16 protein-coding genes are annotated in these 15,136 nt (G+C 64.1%); 3 read left to right on the top strand and 13 right to left on the bottom strand.

The window, feature by feature from the left end; all coding sequences use genetic code 11:
- Positions 1 to 61: 61 nt before the first annotated feature.
- The 10 genes from NF551_RS11105 to NF551_RS11150 all read right to left on the bottom strand — a co-directional run bounded on the left by NF551_RS11105 (position 62) and on the right by NF551_RS11150 (position 9,226).
- Complete coding sequence (locus tag NF551_RS11105) at positions 62 to 955, bottom strand: F0F1 ATP synthase subunit gamma (RefSeq protein ID WP_227894646.1); 894 nt, start codon at positions 953 to 955, stop codon at positions 62 to 64.
- Positions 956 to 1,048: 93 nt separating this feature from the next.
- Positions 1,049 to 2,686 (bottom strand): F0F1 ATP synthase subunit alpha, encoded by a 1,638-nt coding sequence (gene atpA / locus NF551_RS11110; protein WP_227894645.1) that lies wholly within the window; start codon positions 2,684 to 2,686, stop codon positions 1,049 to 1,051.
- A gap of 99 nt (positions 2,687 to 2,785) precedes the next feature.
- On the bottom strand, positions 2,786 to 3,601 hold the full coding sequence (locus tag NF551_RS11115; protein WP_227894644.1) for a F0F1 ATP synthase subunit delta: 816 nt from the start codon (positions 3,599 to 3,601) through the stop codon (positions 2,786 to 2,788).
- Complete coding sequence (locus NF551_RS11120; RefSeq protein WP_227894643.1) at positions 3,601 to 4,152, bottom strand: F0F1 ATP synthase subunit B; 552 nt, start codon at positions 4,150 to 4,152, stop codon at positions 3,601 to 3,603. Before NF551_RS11120 ends, NF551_RS11115 begins: the two co-directional genes overlap by 1 nt.
- A 45-nt stretch (positions 4,153 to 4,197) precedes the next feature.
- Complete coding sequence (gene atpE / locus NF551_RS11125) at positions 4,198 to 4,413, bottom strand: ATP synthase F0 subunit C (protein WP_191807777.1); 216 nt, start codon at positions 4,411 to 4,413, stop codon at positions 4,198 to 4,200.
- A gap of 71 nt (positions 4,414 to 4,484) precedes the next feature.
- Complete coding sequence (gene atpB, locus NF551_RS11130) at positions 4,485 to 5,291, bottom strand: F0F1 ATP synthase subunit A (protein WP_227894642.1); 807 nt, start codon at positions 5,289 to 5,291, stop codon at positions 4,485 to 4,487.
- A 94-nt stretch (positions 5,292 to 5,385) separates the two neighbouring features.
- Positions 5,386 to 5,664 carry a hypothetical protein gene (locus tag NF551_RS11135; protein WP_227894641.1) on the bottom strand — a complete coding sequence of 93 codons (279 nt, stop codon included), beginning with the start codon at positions 5,662 to 5,664 and terminating at the stop codon, positions 5,386 to 5,388.
- 1 nt (position 5,665) lies between these two features.
- A complete protein-coding gene (locus tag NF551_RS11140) occupies positions 5,666 to 6,145 on the bottom strand; it encodes a hypothetical protein (protein ID WP_227894640.1) in 480 nt (159 codons plus the stop codon).
- A gap of 136 nt (positions 6,146 to 6,281) precedes the next feature.
- Positions 6,282 to 7,286 carry an MraY family glycosyltransferase gene (locus NF551_RS11145; RefSeq protein WP_227894639.1) on the bottom strand — a complete coding sequence of 335 codons (1,005 nt, stop codon included), beginning with the start codon at positions 7,284 to 7,286 and terminating at the stop codon, positions 6,282 to 6,284.
- Positions 7,286 to 9,226 (bottom strand): polysaccharide biosynthesis protein, encoded by a 1,941-nt coding sequence (locus NF551_RS11150; RefSeq protein WP_227894638.1) that lies wholly within the window; start codon positions 9,224 to 9,226, stop codon positions 7,286 to 7,288. The genes NF551_RS11145 and NF551_RS11150 overlap by 1 nt, the downstream gene beginning before the upstream one ends.
- Before the next feature lie 181 nt (positions 9,227 to 9,407).
- Between NF551_RS11150 and NF551_RS11155 the strand changes: the two genes are divergently transcribed.
- The 3 genes from NF551_RS11155 to NF551_RS11165 are packed head-to-tail and all read left to right on the top strand — an operon-like array spanning position 9,408 to position 12,315.
- Positions 9,408 to 10,307, top strand: a complete 900-nt coding sequence (locus NF551_RS11155) for a glycosyltransferase (protein WP_227894673.1) — start codon at positions 9,408 to 9,410, stop codon at positions 10,305 to 10,307.
- A 1-nt stretch (position 10,308) separates the two neighbouring features.
- Positions 10,309 to 11,310 (top strand): glycosyltransferase, encoded by a 1,002-nt coding sequence (locus NF551_RS11160; protein ID WP_227894637.1) that lies wholly within the window; start codon positions 10,309 to 10,311, stop codon positions 11,308 to 11,310.
- Positions 11,311 to 11,322: 12 nt separating this feature from the next.
- Positions 11,323 to 12,315 (top strand): NAD-dependent epimerase/dehydratase family protein, encoded by a 993-nt coding sequence (locus NF551_RS11165; protein WP_227894636.1) that lies wholly within the window; start codon positions 11,323 to 11,325, stop codon positions 12,313 to 12,315.
- Here NF551_RS11165 and NF551_RS11170 read toward each other — a convergent pair.
- The 3 genes from NF551_RS11170 to prfA are packed head-to-tail and all read right to left on the bottom strand — an operon-like array spanning position 12,312 to position 15,005.
- Positions 12,312 to 13,031 (bottom strand): L-threonylcarbamoyladenylate synthase, encoded by a 720-nt coding sequence (locus NF551_RS11170; RefSeq protein ID WP_227894635.1) that lies wholly within the window; start codon positions 13,029 to 13,031, stop codon positions 12,312 to 12,314. The genes NF551_RS11165 and NF551_RS11170 overlap by 4 nt on opposite strands.
- A 31-nt stretch (positions 13,032 to 13,062) precedes the next feature.
- Positions 13,063 to 13,917: a peptide chain release factor N(5)-glutamine methyltransferase gene (gene prmC, locus NF551_RS11175; protein ID WP_227894634.1), complete on the bottom strand. Its 855-nt coding sequence runs from the start codon at positions 13,915 to 13,917 to the stop codon at positions 13,063 to 13,065.
- A gap of 8 nt (positions 13,918 to 13,925) precedes the next feature.
- Positions 13,926 to 15,005 (bottom strand): peptide chain release factor 1, encoded by a 1,080-nt coding sequence (gene prfA / locus NF551_RS11180; RefSeq protein WP_227894633.1) that lies wholly within the window; start codon positions 15,003 to 15,005, stop codon positions 13,926 to 13,928.
- Between the last annotated feature and the right edge of the window lie 131 nt (positions 15,006 to 15,136).

A 15,136-nucleotide genomic window follows, 5' to 3' on the forward strand; every position in this document is an offset into this window, starting at 1 on the left:
TCACTCAGTTAGATGGCGTGTGGACTAAGTTTTTTCTGGTGGAACTTTTCGAACCGGGAGGCTAGGAAGCGCTGAGCGCGTCCGCACCTGCCACGATCTCGGAAAGTTCCTGGGTGATTTCAGCCTGACGGGCGTTATTCCGAAGTCGCGTGTACTTCTTAATAAGGTCGGAGGCGTTGTCCCCTGCGGACTTCATGGCGCGCTGGCGTGCTGCGAGCTCGGAAGCGGCGGCCTGGAGCATTGCTGCGAAGATGCGCGACTCGATGTAGCGCGGCAGCAGTGCGTCAAGAACCTGTTCCGGTTCGGGCTCGTATTCGTAGAGGGGCAGGATGTCCGTCTCGGACGCTGCTTCCTCTTCGACTACTTCCAGCGGCAGCAGACGGATAACCGCAGGTTCCTGGACAACCATGGACTTGAAGCGCGTGAACACGATGTGGATTTCGTCCACGCCGCCGTCTTCATAGGCCGTATTGAAGTCATCGAGGAGTGCTTTGCCGATTTCACGGGCGGTCTCGAACTCGGGCGCATCCGTGCCGCCGGTCCAAACACGCTCGTAAGCGCGGTCGCGGAAGTCGTAGTACGCCTGGGCCTTGCGGCCCACCAGGTAGGTCTTGATCTCCTTGCCCTCTTCGCGGAGCAATTCGTTCAGCGATTCGCTCTGCTTCAGGACTCCGGCGGAGTACGACCCGGCAAGACCGCGGTCGGAGGTCATGATAACTACTGCTGCCCGGCGGATCTGCTCCGGCTCGGTCGTCAGCGGGTGATCAATTTCCGACTGGGACGCCACAGCAGAAACGGCACGGGTGATCGCATTGGAATACGGCAGGGCCGCGGCGACGCGGGTGCGTGCCTTTCCAATCCGAGAGGCAGCAATCAGCTCCATCGCCTTGAAGATCTTCTGCATCGACGTAGTCGAGGCGATCTTCTGGCGGTAGACCCGAATTTGGGCTCCCATACTTTTCCTTTCGGTTCCTAGCGTTGAACTAGGGCTAAGGCAATGGCCAAGAGTTCCGCGGCGGCCGGAGCCGGCCGCGGAACCCGTTAGCCGTTAGCGCTTCTGCTTGACGATCTTTTCCTGGTCGACTGCGTCTTCGTCCAGAGCCGATGCCTCTTCGTGGCCGGCAGCAACCATGCGGTTGTCACCTTCGCCGAAGAAGCCCTGCTTGAAGTCGGAGATGAGGCTCTTGAGTTCATCAACCGTGGAGTCTTCGAGCTTGTTGGTCTCAGACAGAACGGTCATGACCTTCGAGGTCCGGCGCACGTGATCAAGGAACTCGGTTTCGAAGCGGCGGACATCTTCCACCGGAACGTCATCGAGGAAGCCGTTGGTGCCGGCCCAGATCGAAACGACCTGGTCTTCGACCGGGTACGGGGAGTACTGACCCTGCTTCAGCAGTTCCATCAGGCGTGCACCGCGGGTCAGCTGCTGGCGGGAAGCCGCATCCAGGTCCGAGGCGAACATGGCGAATGCCTGCATGTCCCGGTACTGGGCGAGTTCCAGCTTCAACGTGCCGGAGACCTTCTTCATGGCCTTCTGCTGTGCAGCACCGCCAACGCGGGACACGGAGATGCCGACGTCCACTGCGGGGCGCTGGTTGGCGTTGAAGAGGTCCGACTGCAGGAAGATCTGGCCGTCGGTGATGGAGATGACGTTGGTCGGGATGTAGGCCGAGACGTCGTTTGCCTTGGTTTCGATGATCGGCAGGCCGGTCATCGAGCCTGCACCGAGCTCATCGGAGAGCTTGGCACAACGCTCCAGCAGACGGGAGTGCAAGTAGAAGACGTCGCCCGGGTAGGCTTCGCGTCCCGGCGGGCGGCGCAGCAGCAGCGACACGGCGCGGTAGGCTTCAGCCTGCTTCGAGAGATCATCAAAGATGATCAGGACGTGCTTGCCGCCGTACATCCAGTGCTGGCCGATAGCCGAGCCGGCGTACGGTGCCAGGTACTTGAAGCCTGCGGGGTCGGATGCCGGGGAGGCCACGATGGTGGTGTACTCCATGGCGCCTGCATCTTCGAGGGTCCGCTTGATCTCAGCGATCGTGGACGCCTTCTGGCCGATGGCCACGTAGATGCAGCGCACCTGCTTGTCGACGTCGCCGGAAGCCCAGTTGGCCCTCTGGTTCAGGATGGTGTCGACGGCGATTGCCGTCTTGCCGGTCTTGCGGTCACCGATGATCAGCTGGCGCTGGCCGCGGCCGATCGGGATCATGGCGTCGATAGCCTTGAGGCCGGTCTGAAGCGGCTCGTGAACCGACTTACGCTGGGTAACGCCCGGTGCCTGGAGTTCCAGTGCACGGCGTGATTCAGCCTGGATCGGACCCATGTCATCCATGGGCTCACCCAGCGGATCGACGACGCGGCCCAGGAAGGCATCCCCAACGGGGACGGACAGGACTTCACCGGTGCGGTGAACTTCCTGGCCTTCTTCGATGCCGCCAAAATCGCCAAGGACAACGACACCGATTTCACGGGTGTCGAGGTTCTGGGCCAGGCCCAGCGTTCCGTCCTCGAACCGAAGCAGCTCATTCGCCATCACGGAGGGCAGGCCCTCCACACGGGCAATGCCGTCGCTGGCGGTGGTTACGCGGCCAACTTCAACGCGCTCTGCGTTTCCGGGTTCGTAGGACGCCGCAAATTCATTCAACGCATTACGGACGTCGTCGGCGTTGATGGTCAATTCGGCCATCTGCAGTCCCTGCTCTCCTATGTTGTGATCATCGCTTCGTGCCGATGACCTTCGATTGGTTCTAATGTTTCTCTTGGCCCGCTTCAGCCAGGAAGGTGGCTAAACGGCGAGCTTCCGGCGCAGTTCCGACATACGGGTCACCACGGTGGAATCGACGACTTCATCGCCCACCGTAACCCGGATACCACCGACGATCGAGGGATCAACAGCTGCGTTGATCTTCAGCTCGCGGCCGTACAGGCTGTTCAAGGACGCCTGCAGCCGTGCAAACTGCTCTTCCGTCAGCGGGCGGCTGGTCACTACTTCGGCGATCCACCGCTGCTGCCGTCCGGCGACCAGTTCCAGGAACCGGGTCACAAGGGCAGTGGGGCGGAGTCCGCGCGGAGCCGTTACAGCCTGCCGGATCAGTACCATGGCCGCGTCGGACGCGCCGGGTACCAGCTTCTGTGCAAGTTCTGCCCGTGCATCCGCGGTTGCCCGCGGGTTGGACAGCGCACGCTGCACATCATGGTTGGATGCCACGGTCTGGTTGAAACGGAAGAGGTCGCCCTCAAGTTCCTCAAGGCCGGCAGTACCGGGACCCTTGTTTTCCGCGACCGCGGAGACAACCGTTGCAGCCAGGGTTTCCAGAGCATCCCCGAGGTCACGCGGTGCGCGCCAGCGGGATTCAACCAAAGAAGCAACAATCTGTTCGGCGTCGGCCGAAACCTTGCCGCCAACCAGTTTGGAGACCAGGGCTGCCTTCTCATGGCCATCACGAGCCGGATCCGTCAGGGCCCGCAGCAGGCCGGTCTGGCCGTCCAGCAGGCCCAGAATTCCAAAGAGTTCCTCTGCCAGGCCAAGGGCAGCTGTGGGAAGACGTGCTTCCAGCTGACCCTGGGCTGCTGCCAGAGACTCGCTCGATATACCTGCCATTACTGAACCGCACCTGCGTTCTGCGATGATTCCAGCTCATCCAGGAAACGGTCCACTACGCGTGCCGAGCGTGCATCGTCGGAGAGTGACTCGCCGACGATCTTGGATGCCAGCTCGGTGGCCAGCGTGCCGACTTCGCTGCGGAGCGAGACAACTGCTGCCTGGCGCTCTGCCTCGATGGCGACCTGGGACTGTTCCATGATGCGTGCTGACTCGGCAGCAGCCTTGGCCTTCAGGTCGGCGAGAATCTGAGCGCCTTCAGAGCGCGCTTCCTCACGGATCCGGTTGGCTTCGGTGCGTGCGTCAATCAGCTGCTGCTTGTACTCGTCCAGGGCAGCACTGGCTTCCGCCTGTGCAGCCTCGGCCTTGGCAAGTCCGCCTTCGATGGCCTCGGTACGCTCTGCATACGTCTTCTCGAACATCGGGACGACGAACTTGACGACGATGAACATCAGCACGGCGAAGCCAAGCAGTGTTACCAGGATCTCCCAGATGTTTGGGATCAGAGGATTAGCGCCTTCTGCGGCGGCGAGGATAAGTGCCTCGTTCATTTCTCATCCGTCCTATCTACTTGGTGTGGGAAATACGCGCTGAAGTTAGAGAACGAACGCGAAAACCAGACCAAGGATGGCGAGGGCTTCGGTCAGGGCCAGGCCCAGGAAGGCGATCGGCTGGAGCACGCGCTGTGCTTCCGGCTGGCGTGCAACGCCGTTGATGTAAGCAGCGAAGACCAGGCCCACGCCGATGGCGCCGCCGATGGCGGAGAGGCCGTAACCGACGAGGTTGATGTTGCCGTTGATTTCACCAATCATGATGGCTTATTTCCTTTCAAGATGCCCGCAGGCAGGTTGTTTGGTTCAGGGGGTTCCCCGTAAGGGGAGGTTTAGTGATCCGCGGCTGCGACTGAGCCTTGGATGTAGATCGCAGTCAGCAGCGTGAAGACGTAGGCCTGCAGGCACTGGATCAAAACTTCGAACAAGAACATTGCGACGCCGCCAACCAGTGTCAGTGCGCCCAGCGGCTTCAGCAGGCCTTCGGCCTCCAGCAGCAGGAATTCGGTTCCCGAGGCGGCCAGCATGATGATCAGGTGGCCGGAGAGCATCGTCGCGAAAAGACGGAGGCTGTGCGTGATCGGGCGGACCAGGAAGGTCGAGATGATTTCGATCAGGACGACCAGCGGCAGGATGGCGATCGGGACGCCGGAAGGAACGGTGGCGTACTTGAAGTACTTGATGCCGTGCCTTTTGATGCCCAGGATGATCCAGGTGAAGTACACGATCGCTGCCAGCGCATAGGCGGTGCCAACGTGTGAGGTGGTCGGCAGCTGCGCCAGTGGAATGCTGCCCCACAGGTTGTTGATCAGGATGAAGAAGAACAGCGAGAACAGCAGCGGGATAAAGGGACGGAAGTCCTTTTCACCGATGATGTCGCGGCCGATCGAATTGCGGACCAGGTTGTAGCTGAACTCGCCCAGGAACTGCAGGCGTCCCGGAACAAGCTGACGCTTCCGCGCGGCAGCAATAAAGAACCAGCTGATCAGGGCAACGGACAGGAGGATAAGCAGCATCTGCTTTCCAAAGCCCTCGCCGTACTCGGCACCCCAGGGAAGGATCTCAGGGAGGTGCATTTCATCGAGGGTTGGTGCAACAAACCCCTCTTCATTGGCGGCGGGAAGCGCAAGCGCGATCAACGCGTTTCCTCTCTGCTTTGTCCATCGTTGGGCATTTCATTGGCGGGGGCATGTGGCATGCATCCGTTTACTAAGTTGTGTGACATGGCTTCGTCTAACCCTCATCCGGCCGTTCTCCACCCGTGGGCGGTTTCGGCTTAGTGGAAGTGAGCCCGTGGGCGGCAGCTACGTAATAACCACTCAACCCGCCCAGGGCAATACCTGCAAATAGAATCCAGCGGGTCTCCAGAAGACTGTCCAGCCCCCACCCTATCAAACCAAGGGCAATGATTCCGGACAGGACATATTGGAGGATCGCCCGGCGCTTGCTGAGCGGTGCTTCAAATGCTGCTGGAACCTGGCCGGGCGCTTTCTTCTTCGATTTAGCTGCCACCTCAGGCTCCTTTCAAGGAATTGTCTGCGCCGGCAGGCGCGTCGGAATAAATAAGCTGGCGGGTCCGGGAGAATGTGCGGATCTCCGCAATCTGCCAGATCACCACCGTGCCCAGGGCAGCGAAGGCAAACCAGGGCCGCTCGAGCCACTCAGGCACACCGAACGCCCACAGGGCCGCCGCGAAGCCGACGACTTTGACGGCATAGGTGACGGCGAACATTCCAATGGCGCCGGAGGGGTTCTTCCGGCCAACGGCATGGCCGACCAGCAGGCTGATTCCAAAGAAGACCACAATCAGCGCCCAGCCGGCACCAACACTGGCGGCACCGCTGACTCCGGGGCCCAGCAGGGCTGCACCGGCTGCGGCAGCGGCGGGCACGGCGGTCCACAGAACCGATGTGGCGAGGATGCTCAGCCAGGGAGCATTCGACGGCCCGGAAGCACTGATCCGCATACCGCGTGCGCCTTTGGCTTGGCTCATGGCTGCAGGATCATCCTTGTGCTGGGGGAAATGTGGAACAGGTGCGCTTGACGCGTCACCGTTCTTAGCGACGTTTGAATTCTACAGTACATAGAACTGCGTCGTGACACGGGGGCTGCGGGCTGCCCGGCAGTTCTCACGCCCGGGTCCGGCCGCGCATGGCGGCCAGCAGCTTCGGGGACGCGAGGTACAGGACAGCGACAGCCACGACGAAGACGGTTCCGGCCGCAGTGGTCCCCCAGCCGGACCCGCCGGTAACCAGGCCTGTTGCGCCAATCAGGACAGTGCAGGCGGTGACGACCGACGCAGACTGGACGTGGCTCAGGCCGGCATCGGTCAGCCGCTGGTACACATGCTGGCGGTGGGCGGCATACCATCGTTCGCCCCGCCGGATCCGGCGCATCAGGGTGGTGAAGGTGTCCACGAGGTAGATCAGGATCGGGAAGAGCAGGTACTCGACGTAGACTCCGGCCAGCAGCGCGGCAACAGCGGTACCGGCGATGGAAGCACCGAGCAGGTAGCTTCCGACGTCGCCCATGAACACCGACCCGCGCCCGAGGTTCCAAGGCAGGAACGCCGCAAAGGCCGCAGCGATCACGGCACCGGCCGCGATCAGCCAGACCTGCCCGGACAGGGCTCCGCTTGCCGCGTACAGGATCCCGACCACCATTCCATGCAGGCCGGAGATACCGTTCACCCCGTCCATGAAGTTGGCGACGTTGATGTACCCGGCTATGACCAGCATTCCCGCCGGCACCCACCAGTAGCTTTGCCCCAGGGCCGCAGCCAGCGCAGCGGTCGCCGCAGCACCGATCAGCAGCTGTCCCGTGAAACGCGTCTTGATGGACAGGCCCCGGAAGTCCTCGACCCAGCCCAGCAGTGCGGCGGAGGCGACGACGGCGATGAGGATCAGCACCAGGGACCGGTCAACGGCAACATAGCCCGTCAGCAGCGCGGTCCCGAGGCCAAGCAGGACGCCGGCCGCAATCGTGGCGCCGACTCCCCGGATCACCACCTTGGTGTGTGAGGAGCGTTCATTGGGAACGTCCACCACCCCGAGGCGGCGGAGCAGCGGGATGAAGGCAAACGGCAGCAGCAGGCTGGCCAGGAAGGAAACAGCGACGGGTACGGCCAAAGCCATCAGCCGGTCCGCCGATCCTCGCGGCCGGCGGCCCCGGGGCCTTCCGACAGGTCCTGCAGCCGCAGCGCGGCAGTATCCGGAAGGGGGAACAGGACGGCCGCGGGAGCCCCGGCACCGTCCGCCGCGGCCACCGGAGCCTCCCCCGGACCGAAACCGCAGCGGCGCAGCCAGTCTTCGGCGTCGAGATCTTCCGGAGCGAGGACGGCCACCGAGGTGTGCGAGATCTTCGGATGCAGCGGACGGGAATCGTCCTCACCGGTGCCGACCAGGATCTCGTGCAGCTTCTCGCCCTTGCGCAGACCAGTGAAGACAATCTCGATGTCCTTGCCGGACATCGCAATCATGCGCCGCGCTACGTCGATGATCTTCACCGGATCGCCCATGTCCAGGATCAGGACCTCTCCCCCGCGGCCGATCGCCCCGGCCTGGATGACCAGCTGGCAGGCCTCCGGAATAGTCATAAAGAACCGGGTGACCTCAGGGTCAGTCACCGTGACCGGCCCGCCCTGGCGGATCTGCTCAGTGAAGAGCGGCAGCATGGAACCGCGGCTGCCGATCACGTTGCCGAAGCGGACGGAAACGAACCGGCGCCCGCTGTGGCCGGCCATCCAGGCGGTCAGCTTCTCCGCTACCCGCTTGGAGTGGCCCAGGACCGTGGTGGGGTTGGCAGCTTTATCGGTAGAGATATTCACAAAGTGGCTCACGCCCGCCTTGTGCGCTGAACGCAGGACGTTGGCCGTGCCCAGCACGTTCGTCTTCCAGGCCTCGAGCGGATACTGCTCCAGCAGGGACACATGCTTGAGCGCCGCTGCGTGGAAAACGACGTCGGGACGGCGCTGGTCGAAAATTTCATCCAGCGCCCTGGCATCGCGGATATCCGCAAGCACGGTGTCCCGGCCGTCAAGCAGGCCCTGCCCGGTGATCGAAAGCTGGGTAAGCTGCAGGCCGGTCTCGTCCCGGTCCACCATGATCAGCTCTGCGGGTTCGAAAGCAGTGATCTGCCGGCAGAGTTCCGAACCGATCGAGCCGCCGGCCCCGGTGACCAGTACTTTCTTGCCGGTGAGGTATCCGGCCACTTCATCAACGTGGATGTCCACCGGACGGCGGCCGATCAGGTCTTCGACAGCGACCTCGCGGAAGTCCGTCAGGCCTGCTCCCGAACCCTTGGCCAATATGTCGCGCAGCGGCGGCAGGACCATGACCCTCAGGTCCAGGCCCTCGGCGCTGTCGGTAACCTGGCGCACCTGGGCAGCATCGACGTCGGCAATTGCAATGATCAGCACCTTGGCCCTGGTCCGCTGCACCAGGTCCTTCAGGTCGGCGAGCTTGCCCATGACCGGCACAGTGCCCAGGCGCAGGTGCTTCTTGGCGGGATCGTCATCGACCAGGCCCACCGGAAAGTACGGGGAATCCGGATCGTTCATCATCCGGGTGACCAGTGAGTTTCCAAGGAAGCCGGCACCGTAGATCAGGGTGCGCTGCGCTTCGTCCCCCGGGCGCGCCTTGCTTTCGACGTACATGCGCTTGAGGTAACGGATGGCCGCCATGAAGAGGCAGGCGAACGGGAACGCCAGGACGCCCGTGCTTCGCGGAATGTCGATCGCCAGGCCAAAGAGGACGCTGACAAGCACCAGGATGGCGGAGACCACGATGGTGACGACGGCAAGCAGCCGCATCTCATGGAAACTGCCAAAGCTGTACCGGCCCCGGTACAGGGCAAAGGAATACCCGACGATCAGCTGCGTCACCACGGCAACGCCGCAGAACACGGCCAGTCCGCCAAAACTGATCTGGTCCACAGTGAGCTCGTAGCGCAGCACCAGCGCCAGGACGATGGCCACCACCCAGGCAAGCGAATCCAGCACGTATTGCGACCAGAGCCAGAGAGCGGGCTTCTCGTCACGGGCCGCGGTGGTTGTGTCCCTGCTTGAATCGTTCATAGTCCTCAACGGGTTTGCGCCCGGTTCGTGTCTCGGTTGCTGGGTCCCCACGTGCTGCAGACACGAAAGGACGTTGATTCGGCGTGTAATAGACTTGGAATCTATTCAGCATACTAACTGCATGCCCCATCTCCGTCCGGCAACGCCCGTGGCTGCGGACGGAGCCTTGGAAAGGAACACCTTGCCGGAATCAGTGGCCGTTGCTGCGGTGACGTTCGACCGCCCCGATGACGTCAAGACCCTTTTGGGGGCACTGGCGGCGCAGACGGCACCGGTGGCTTCGGTAGCGCTGGTGGACTCAGGGAAAAGCCCGGTGCAGGATATCGCCGAGTCTTCTGCCGCCAATGTCACCTATGTGCGCTCCGAAACCAACCTCGGCGGGGCAGGCGGATTCTCCCTTGCCATCCTCACCGCCATGGCCTCCGGTGCGGACTGGATCTGGATCATGGACGACGACGCCCATCCGGAGGATCCCGAATGCCTTCAGGCCCTCCTCGACGCCGCCAATGAGCGTGGACTCGATGTCATCCTGCCGCTGGTGGTAGCACCCGGACAGCCTGACACGCTTTCCTTCCACTTCCGGATCGACGGCCGCCTGACCCATGACCGCGCGGAGGTTGCCAAAGCGGGTTTCCTGCCGGGCGTCGGGCATTTCTTCAACGGCGCCCTGATCCGCCGCGACGTGTTCTTCCGCGTCGGCCTGCCGGACCTGCGGCTGTTCATCCGCGGAGATGAGACGGACTTCATGATCCGCCTGCGCAAGGCCGGCATCCCCTTCGGCACGCTGACCTCGGTGGCGCTCAGCCACCCGGCGGCCTGGTCCGAGGTGCAGGAGATCCTGGGCGGACGCCTGCACGTGCTGGTGCCGGACACCGAATTCAAGCGTTTCTATTTCTTCCGCAACCGCGGGCACCTGACCTTCAAGCACAAGCGGCTTCGGTCGCTGGCGGCAGACGCGGTTGGCTACCCGGTCCACTTTGCGCGCACCCGCGACCTGCGCGGATTCCGGGCCTGGCTGCGTGCTTATGCCGGCGGGGTACGCGGCAACATGTTTGGCCCTCCCTCAGACCAGGGCTTCTAGCATGCCTGGTTCCACTGCCGGCATCGAGGACCTGACGCTGGTCATTGCGACCTTTAACCGCTCCGATTACCTGCGGGGCCTGCTCACGTCCGTGGCGTCCCTGGACCCGGCACCGAATTCCGTGGTGGTCGTTGACAACGCCAGCACGGATGGAACTGCTGAGGTCCTGGCTGAGCTGCAGCCCGGGTTCCCGGTCCCGCTGAGCGTAGTGACCCTCACGGAGAACACCGGAGGTTCCGGTGGTTTTGCCGCGGGGATCAGCCGGGCCATGGAGCTGGGGGCGCAGTGGCTCTGGCTCATGGACGACGACGTCGTGGTACTTCCGGGAGCAGTTTCAGCGTTGTCCAAGTGGACAGGGGAATACGACTGCATCCACGGCAGGCGGCTGGACGAGGCCGGCAGGCCGTTCTTTTGGCAGCACCGGTTCCTGCCCTTCCTGGGCGTGCACGTTCCGGTGCGTGGAAACGTCTTCCGGAACAGCCCTGTCTTTGCGACGAACGTGGGCTGCTTCGAGGGAATGCTGGTCCGGGCCGGCGTTGTCCGGACCATCGGCCTGCCGGATCCGCGCTTTTTCATCAACGGCGACGACGAAATCTACGGCTGGCTCGCCTCGCTCAGCCACAAGGTCGTCTATGTCAACGATTTCGTCCTGCAGAAGGTCCGTCCGCAAAAGCAGATCGACCTGGGCATCCGGCACCTCAACGATTCCAGCGACCTCAGCCGCTTCTGCGCCATGCGCAACCGCGGCCATACGGCCGGCTACCTCCGTGCCCACGGCCGGTTCAACAGGGCAGGGTTTGCTGCCGGGACCGCGCTGACGGCAGCCAAGGAAATCCTTCGCCTGCTCGCCGTCGAGCACCGGCTGCGCGGAGCGGGCACGCTATGGCGCGGCTGGCGCGAATCCCGGACCATTCTGCGCGATCGGTCCTGGCAGCCCATGGCACCGTTCCCGGCCGAGTCCACGTCCGGCGGCACTGCGGCTCCCACCAAACCCGCGATCTAGGAAACCAACACGTTGAACCCGAACTCCCCCATCGATCCTGCCTCCGAACCTGTCTGGGCTGTCCTCGGGGCCAGCGGATTCATTGGCTCCGCCCTGCAGTCAACCCTGGCCTCCCGGGGAATCACCGTGCGTTACCTCAAGGCGCCGCGGCTCACGGCAGTGTCCACGGACGCCGCAGGCATCCTGGCCGAAGCCGCCGTTCTTGAGAACGAGCGCCTGGACCTGGCAGGTGCCCTGGCCGGCGCGGACGTCGTCATCAATGCTGCCGGGCTGGCGACCCCCTCCGGTACTGATTCGCCGGTGCTGCGCGGTGCGAACGCACTCCTGCCGGTGCTGGTTGCCGATGCAGCCGATGCCGCAGGAGTCCGCCGCTTTGTCCACCTCAGCAGTGCGGCCGTCCAGGGACACCGGCCCTTCCTCGACGAAAGCAGCTACGTCCAGCCGTTCTCGGCCTACTCCCGGTCAAAGGCCCTCGGTGAAGCGGCCCTCGCCGCCCGGACGCAGAAAAACTGCGGCGTGGTGACCATCCGGGCGACGTCGGTCCAGGGGCCGGAGCGACAGACAACGTTGACGCTGGTGCGTGTGGCTGCCTCTCCCCTGGCATCGGTGGCCGGCCGCGGGGAGGCGCCCACGCCGGTCAGTTCCGTCCACGCTCTCACCGAGTTCACAGCCGCCGTCGCCTCCTATGACGGCGAAGTGCCTTCGGTCGTCCTGCAGCCCTGGGAGGGCGCGACCGTCGCCGATGTGCTTCGCGCCGCCGGAGGCCGGGAGCCGAAGCGGCTGCCTCGGTGGTTCTGCAGGGCATCGCTCAAGGCCGGTTACGCTGTCTCGTCTCTCCTGGGAGAGCGGTTCCACGGCCCGCTGAGGCGGCTGGAGATGATGTGGTTTGGCCAGCGGCAGGAGCCGGGCTGGGCTGAGGCCGCCGGGAAAGTTCCCGCGCCGCGGGTGGCGCAGGTTCTGGACGACGCCCGGACGGCACGGCAGCGGGTAGACCCGGCCGGTTAGGCCGGGCTGGTTACTTCAGCTTCGGGGCCGGCGTCCGAAGCTGAGGGGGCGGGTTCCTCGCCCAGGTCCAGCACCGAGGGAACGACGGCGCGGAGTTCCTCCACGCTGATGGCACCGGCACGCACTATCCGCAGCGGCGAGGCCGTGGCATCAACAATGGTGGACGGAATGGCTTCACTGCCTTCGTGCGGACGCGGACCGGCTTCCAGGTACACCTCGACGGATTCGGCGAGCTGCTCCTGCGCCTCGGCCGCGGTTTGGGCAGCGGGCGATCCGGTGCGGTTCGCGGAAGACACCGCCATGGGGCCGGTCAGTGCCAGCAGATCCAGGGCCACTTCGTCGTTGGGCATCCGCAGGGCCACTGTTCCCTTGGTGTCGCCAAGGTCCCAGGTCAGCGAGGGCTGCGCGTGGAAGATCAGGGTCAGGCCGCCGGGCCAGAAGGCTTCAGCCAGGGCCCGGGCCTCGGTGCTGACGTCAACGGCCAGGCCGTCCATGGTCTGCAGGCGGGGAACCAGCACGGGCGGCGGCATGGAACGCCCGCGGCCCTTGGCTGCCAAAAGAGTTGCCACAGCCTGCGGCGAGAACGCATCTGCGCCGATGCCGTACACGGTGTCCGTGGGCAAGACGATGCACCGCTTGGCAGCTATGGCCTGCTGGGCGCGTGCCAGTCCGGCGCTCCGGCCTTCGGGGTCTGAACAATCAAAGCTGGTGGTCACGGAAGTATTCTTTCATGATGCGGCCGTAAGGTCAGCGGGCTGACCTTACGGCGGAGGTGGCACGCGGCCGGTCATTAAGGTCCTGATGGGAGGTAACGTCCTCCCATGCCGGGTCCGAGGCAAGGCGGGCTGCGATGACTTCGGCCTGGATTTCGGCGTGTTCCATGACGAAGTATCCGCCTCGCCGCAAAAGCCGTGCGGCTGTCTTGGCGGCAGCAGCCGGCAGTTCCAGCCCGTCCTCTCCCCCGCCGTAGAGGGCCATTGCCGGGTCATGCTCGGCGGCCTCCGGCTCGTTCGGGACGGCACCGGCGGGAATGTAGGGCGGGTTGGAGGCGACGACGTCGAACGTCCCTTCGTGTCCGGCCAGCGCCGTCCGAAGGTCTCCTTCAAGCACTGTGACGCCCAGCGGCTCGAGGTTCTTGCGCGCCCACGCCAGCGCCAGCGGGCTCAGCTCAACAGCGAACACCGTGGACCCGGGAACCTCGGCCGCCACGGAACCGGCTATGGCACCGGAACCGGTTCCCAGATCCGCCACTTTGGCCCCGCCGGATACCAGCCGCGCATGGTCGATGGCCAGCTGGGCAACCGTCTCCGTCTCCGGCCGCGGGACGAAAACGCCCGGGCCAACCGCCAGTTCCAGCCGCCGGAAGTATGCCTTGCCGGTGAGGTGCTGGAGCGGAATGCGCTGCGCACGCTCGGCTACCAGTTCCGCGTAGCCGGCAGGTGCCGGAGCATCCGTGTAGGCCAGGGCCCGGACACGTCCCAGGCTCTCTCCCAGCAGATGAGCAGCCAGGAGTTCAGCGTCCACGCGCGGGGTGGGCACGCCGGCGGCGGATAGCTCCGCCGCCGCCGCGCGCAGCGCCTGGTCCAGTAAAGGAACGGGCACGGGTGGTCCTAGGCTTCGTCGCCGATGGCGTCCAGGCGTGCCTGCTCATCCATTTCGATGGCAGCCTGGACAACGGCTTCCAGGTCACCGTTCATGACGGTGTCGAGGTTGTACGCCTTGTAGCCGGTGCGGTGGTCAACGATCCGGTTTTCCGGGTAGTTGTACGTGCGGATGCGCTCGGAGCGGTCCATGGTGCGGATCTGGGACTTGCGGATGTCCGAGTTCGCGGCGTCGATTTTTTCCTGCTCGTGTGCCAGGATGCGGGAGCGCAGCACCCGCATTGCCGCTTCACGGTTCTGCAGCTGGGACTTCTCGTTCTGCATGGCCACCACAATGCCGGTGGGCAGGTGGGTGATGCGCACGGCGGAGTCGGTGGTGTTGACCGACTGGCCGCCCGGACCGGAGGACCGGTAGACGTCGATCTTCAGGTCGTTCTGGCTAATCTCGACCTCTTCAGGCTCGTCCACTTCGGGGAGCACCAGCACGCCGGCAGCCGAGGTGTGGATACGGCCCTGGGATTCGGTGACGGGAACACGCTGGACGCGGTGCACGCCGCCTTCGTACTTCAGGCGGGCGTACACGCCCTCGGCCGGGTCATTGGATGATCCCTTGATGGCCATGGAAACATCCTTGTAGCCGCCCAAGTCGGACTCGGTGGCGGAGATGATCTCGGTGCGCCAGCCGCGGGTTTCCGCGTAGCGCGTGTACATACGCAGCAGGTCGCCGGCGAAGAGCGCGGCTTCGTCGCCGCCTTCGCCGCCCTTGACCTCAATGATGACATCGCGGCCGTCGTTGGGGTCACGCGGAATCAGCAGGCGGCGCAGCTTCTCCTGCGCCTCAGCCAGCTGGTTCTTCAGGACGGGAACCTCGGCCGCGAATTCAGGGTCCTCGCCGGCCATTTCCTGTGCGGCAGCGAGGTCGTCTTCCAGCCCGTGCCAGGTGTTGTACGCGTCCACGATCCGGCTCAGTTCCGCATAGCGCCTGCCCAGGCGGCGTGCCAGGCCCTGATCGGCGTGCACGGCGGGATCCGAGAGCCGCATCTGGAGTTCAGCGTGCTCATCCAGCAGTCCCTGTATGGACTCAAACATTGTTTTCCATTCCTTCTTCGCACCTTGGGTTCTGCCTGAAAACGCGGATCCCGTTGCTGTCTTAGAACCATTCTCGCCCGGGCGGGCAGCTGCCGGTTAACCGGCGAGCCTTTAACTGCCAAGCCGCCCAG

The organism is Arthrobacter caoxuetaonis, assembly GCF_023921125.1.
In the GTDB taxonomy this organism is placed as follows: domain Bacteria; phylum Actinomycetota; class Actinomycetes; order Actinomycetales; family Micrococcaceae; genus Arthrobacter_B; species Arthrobacter_B caoxuetaonis.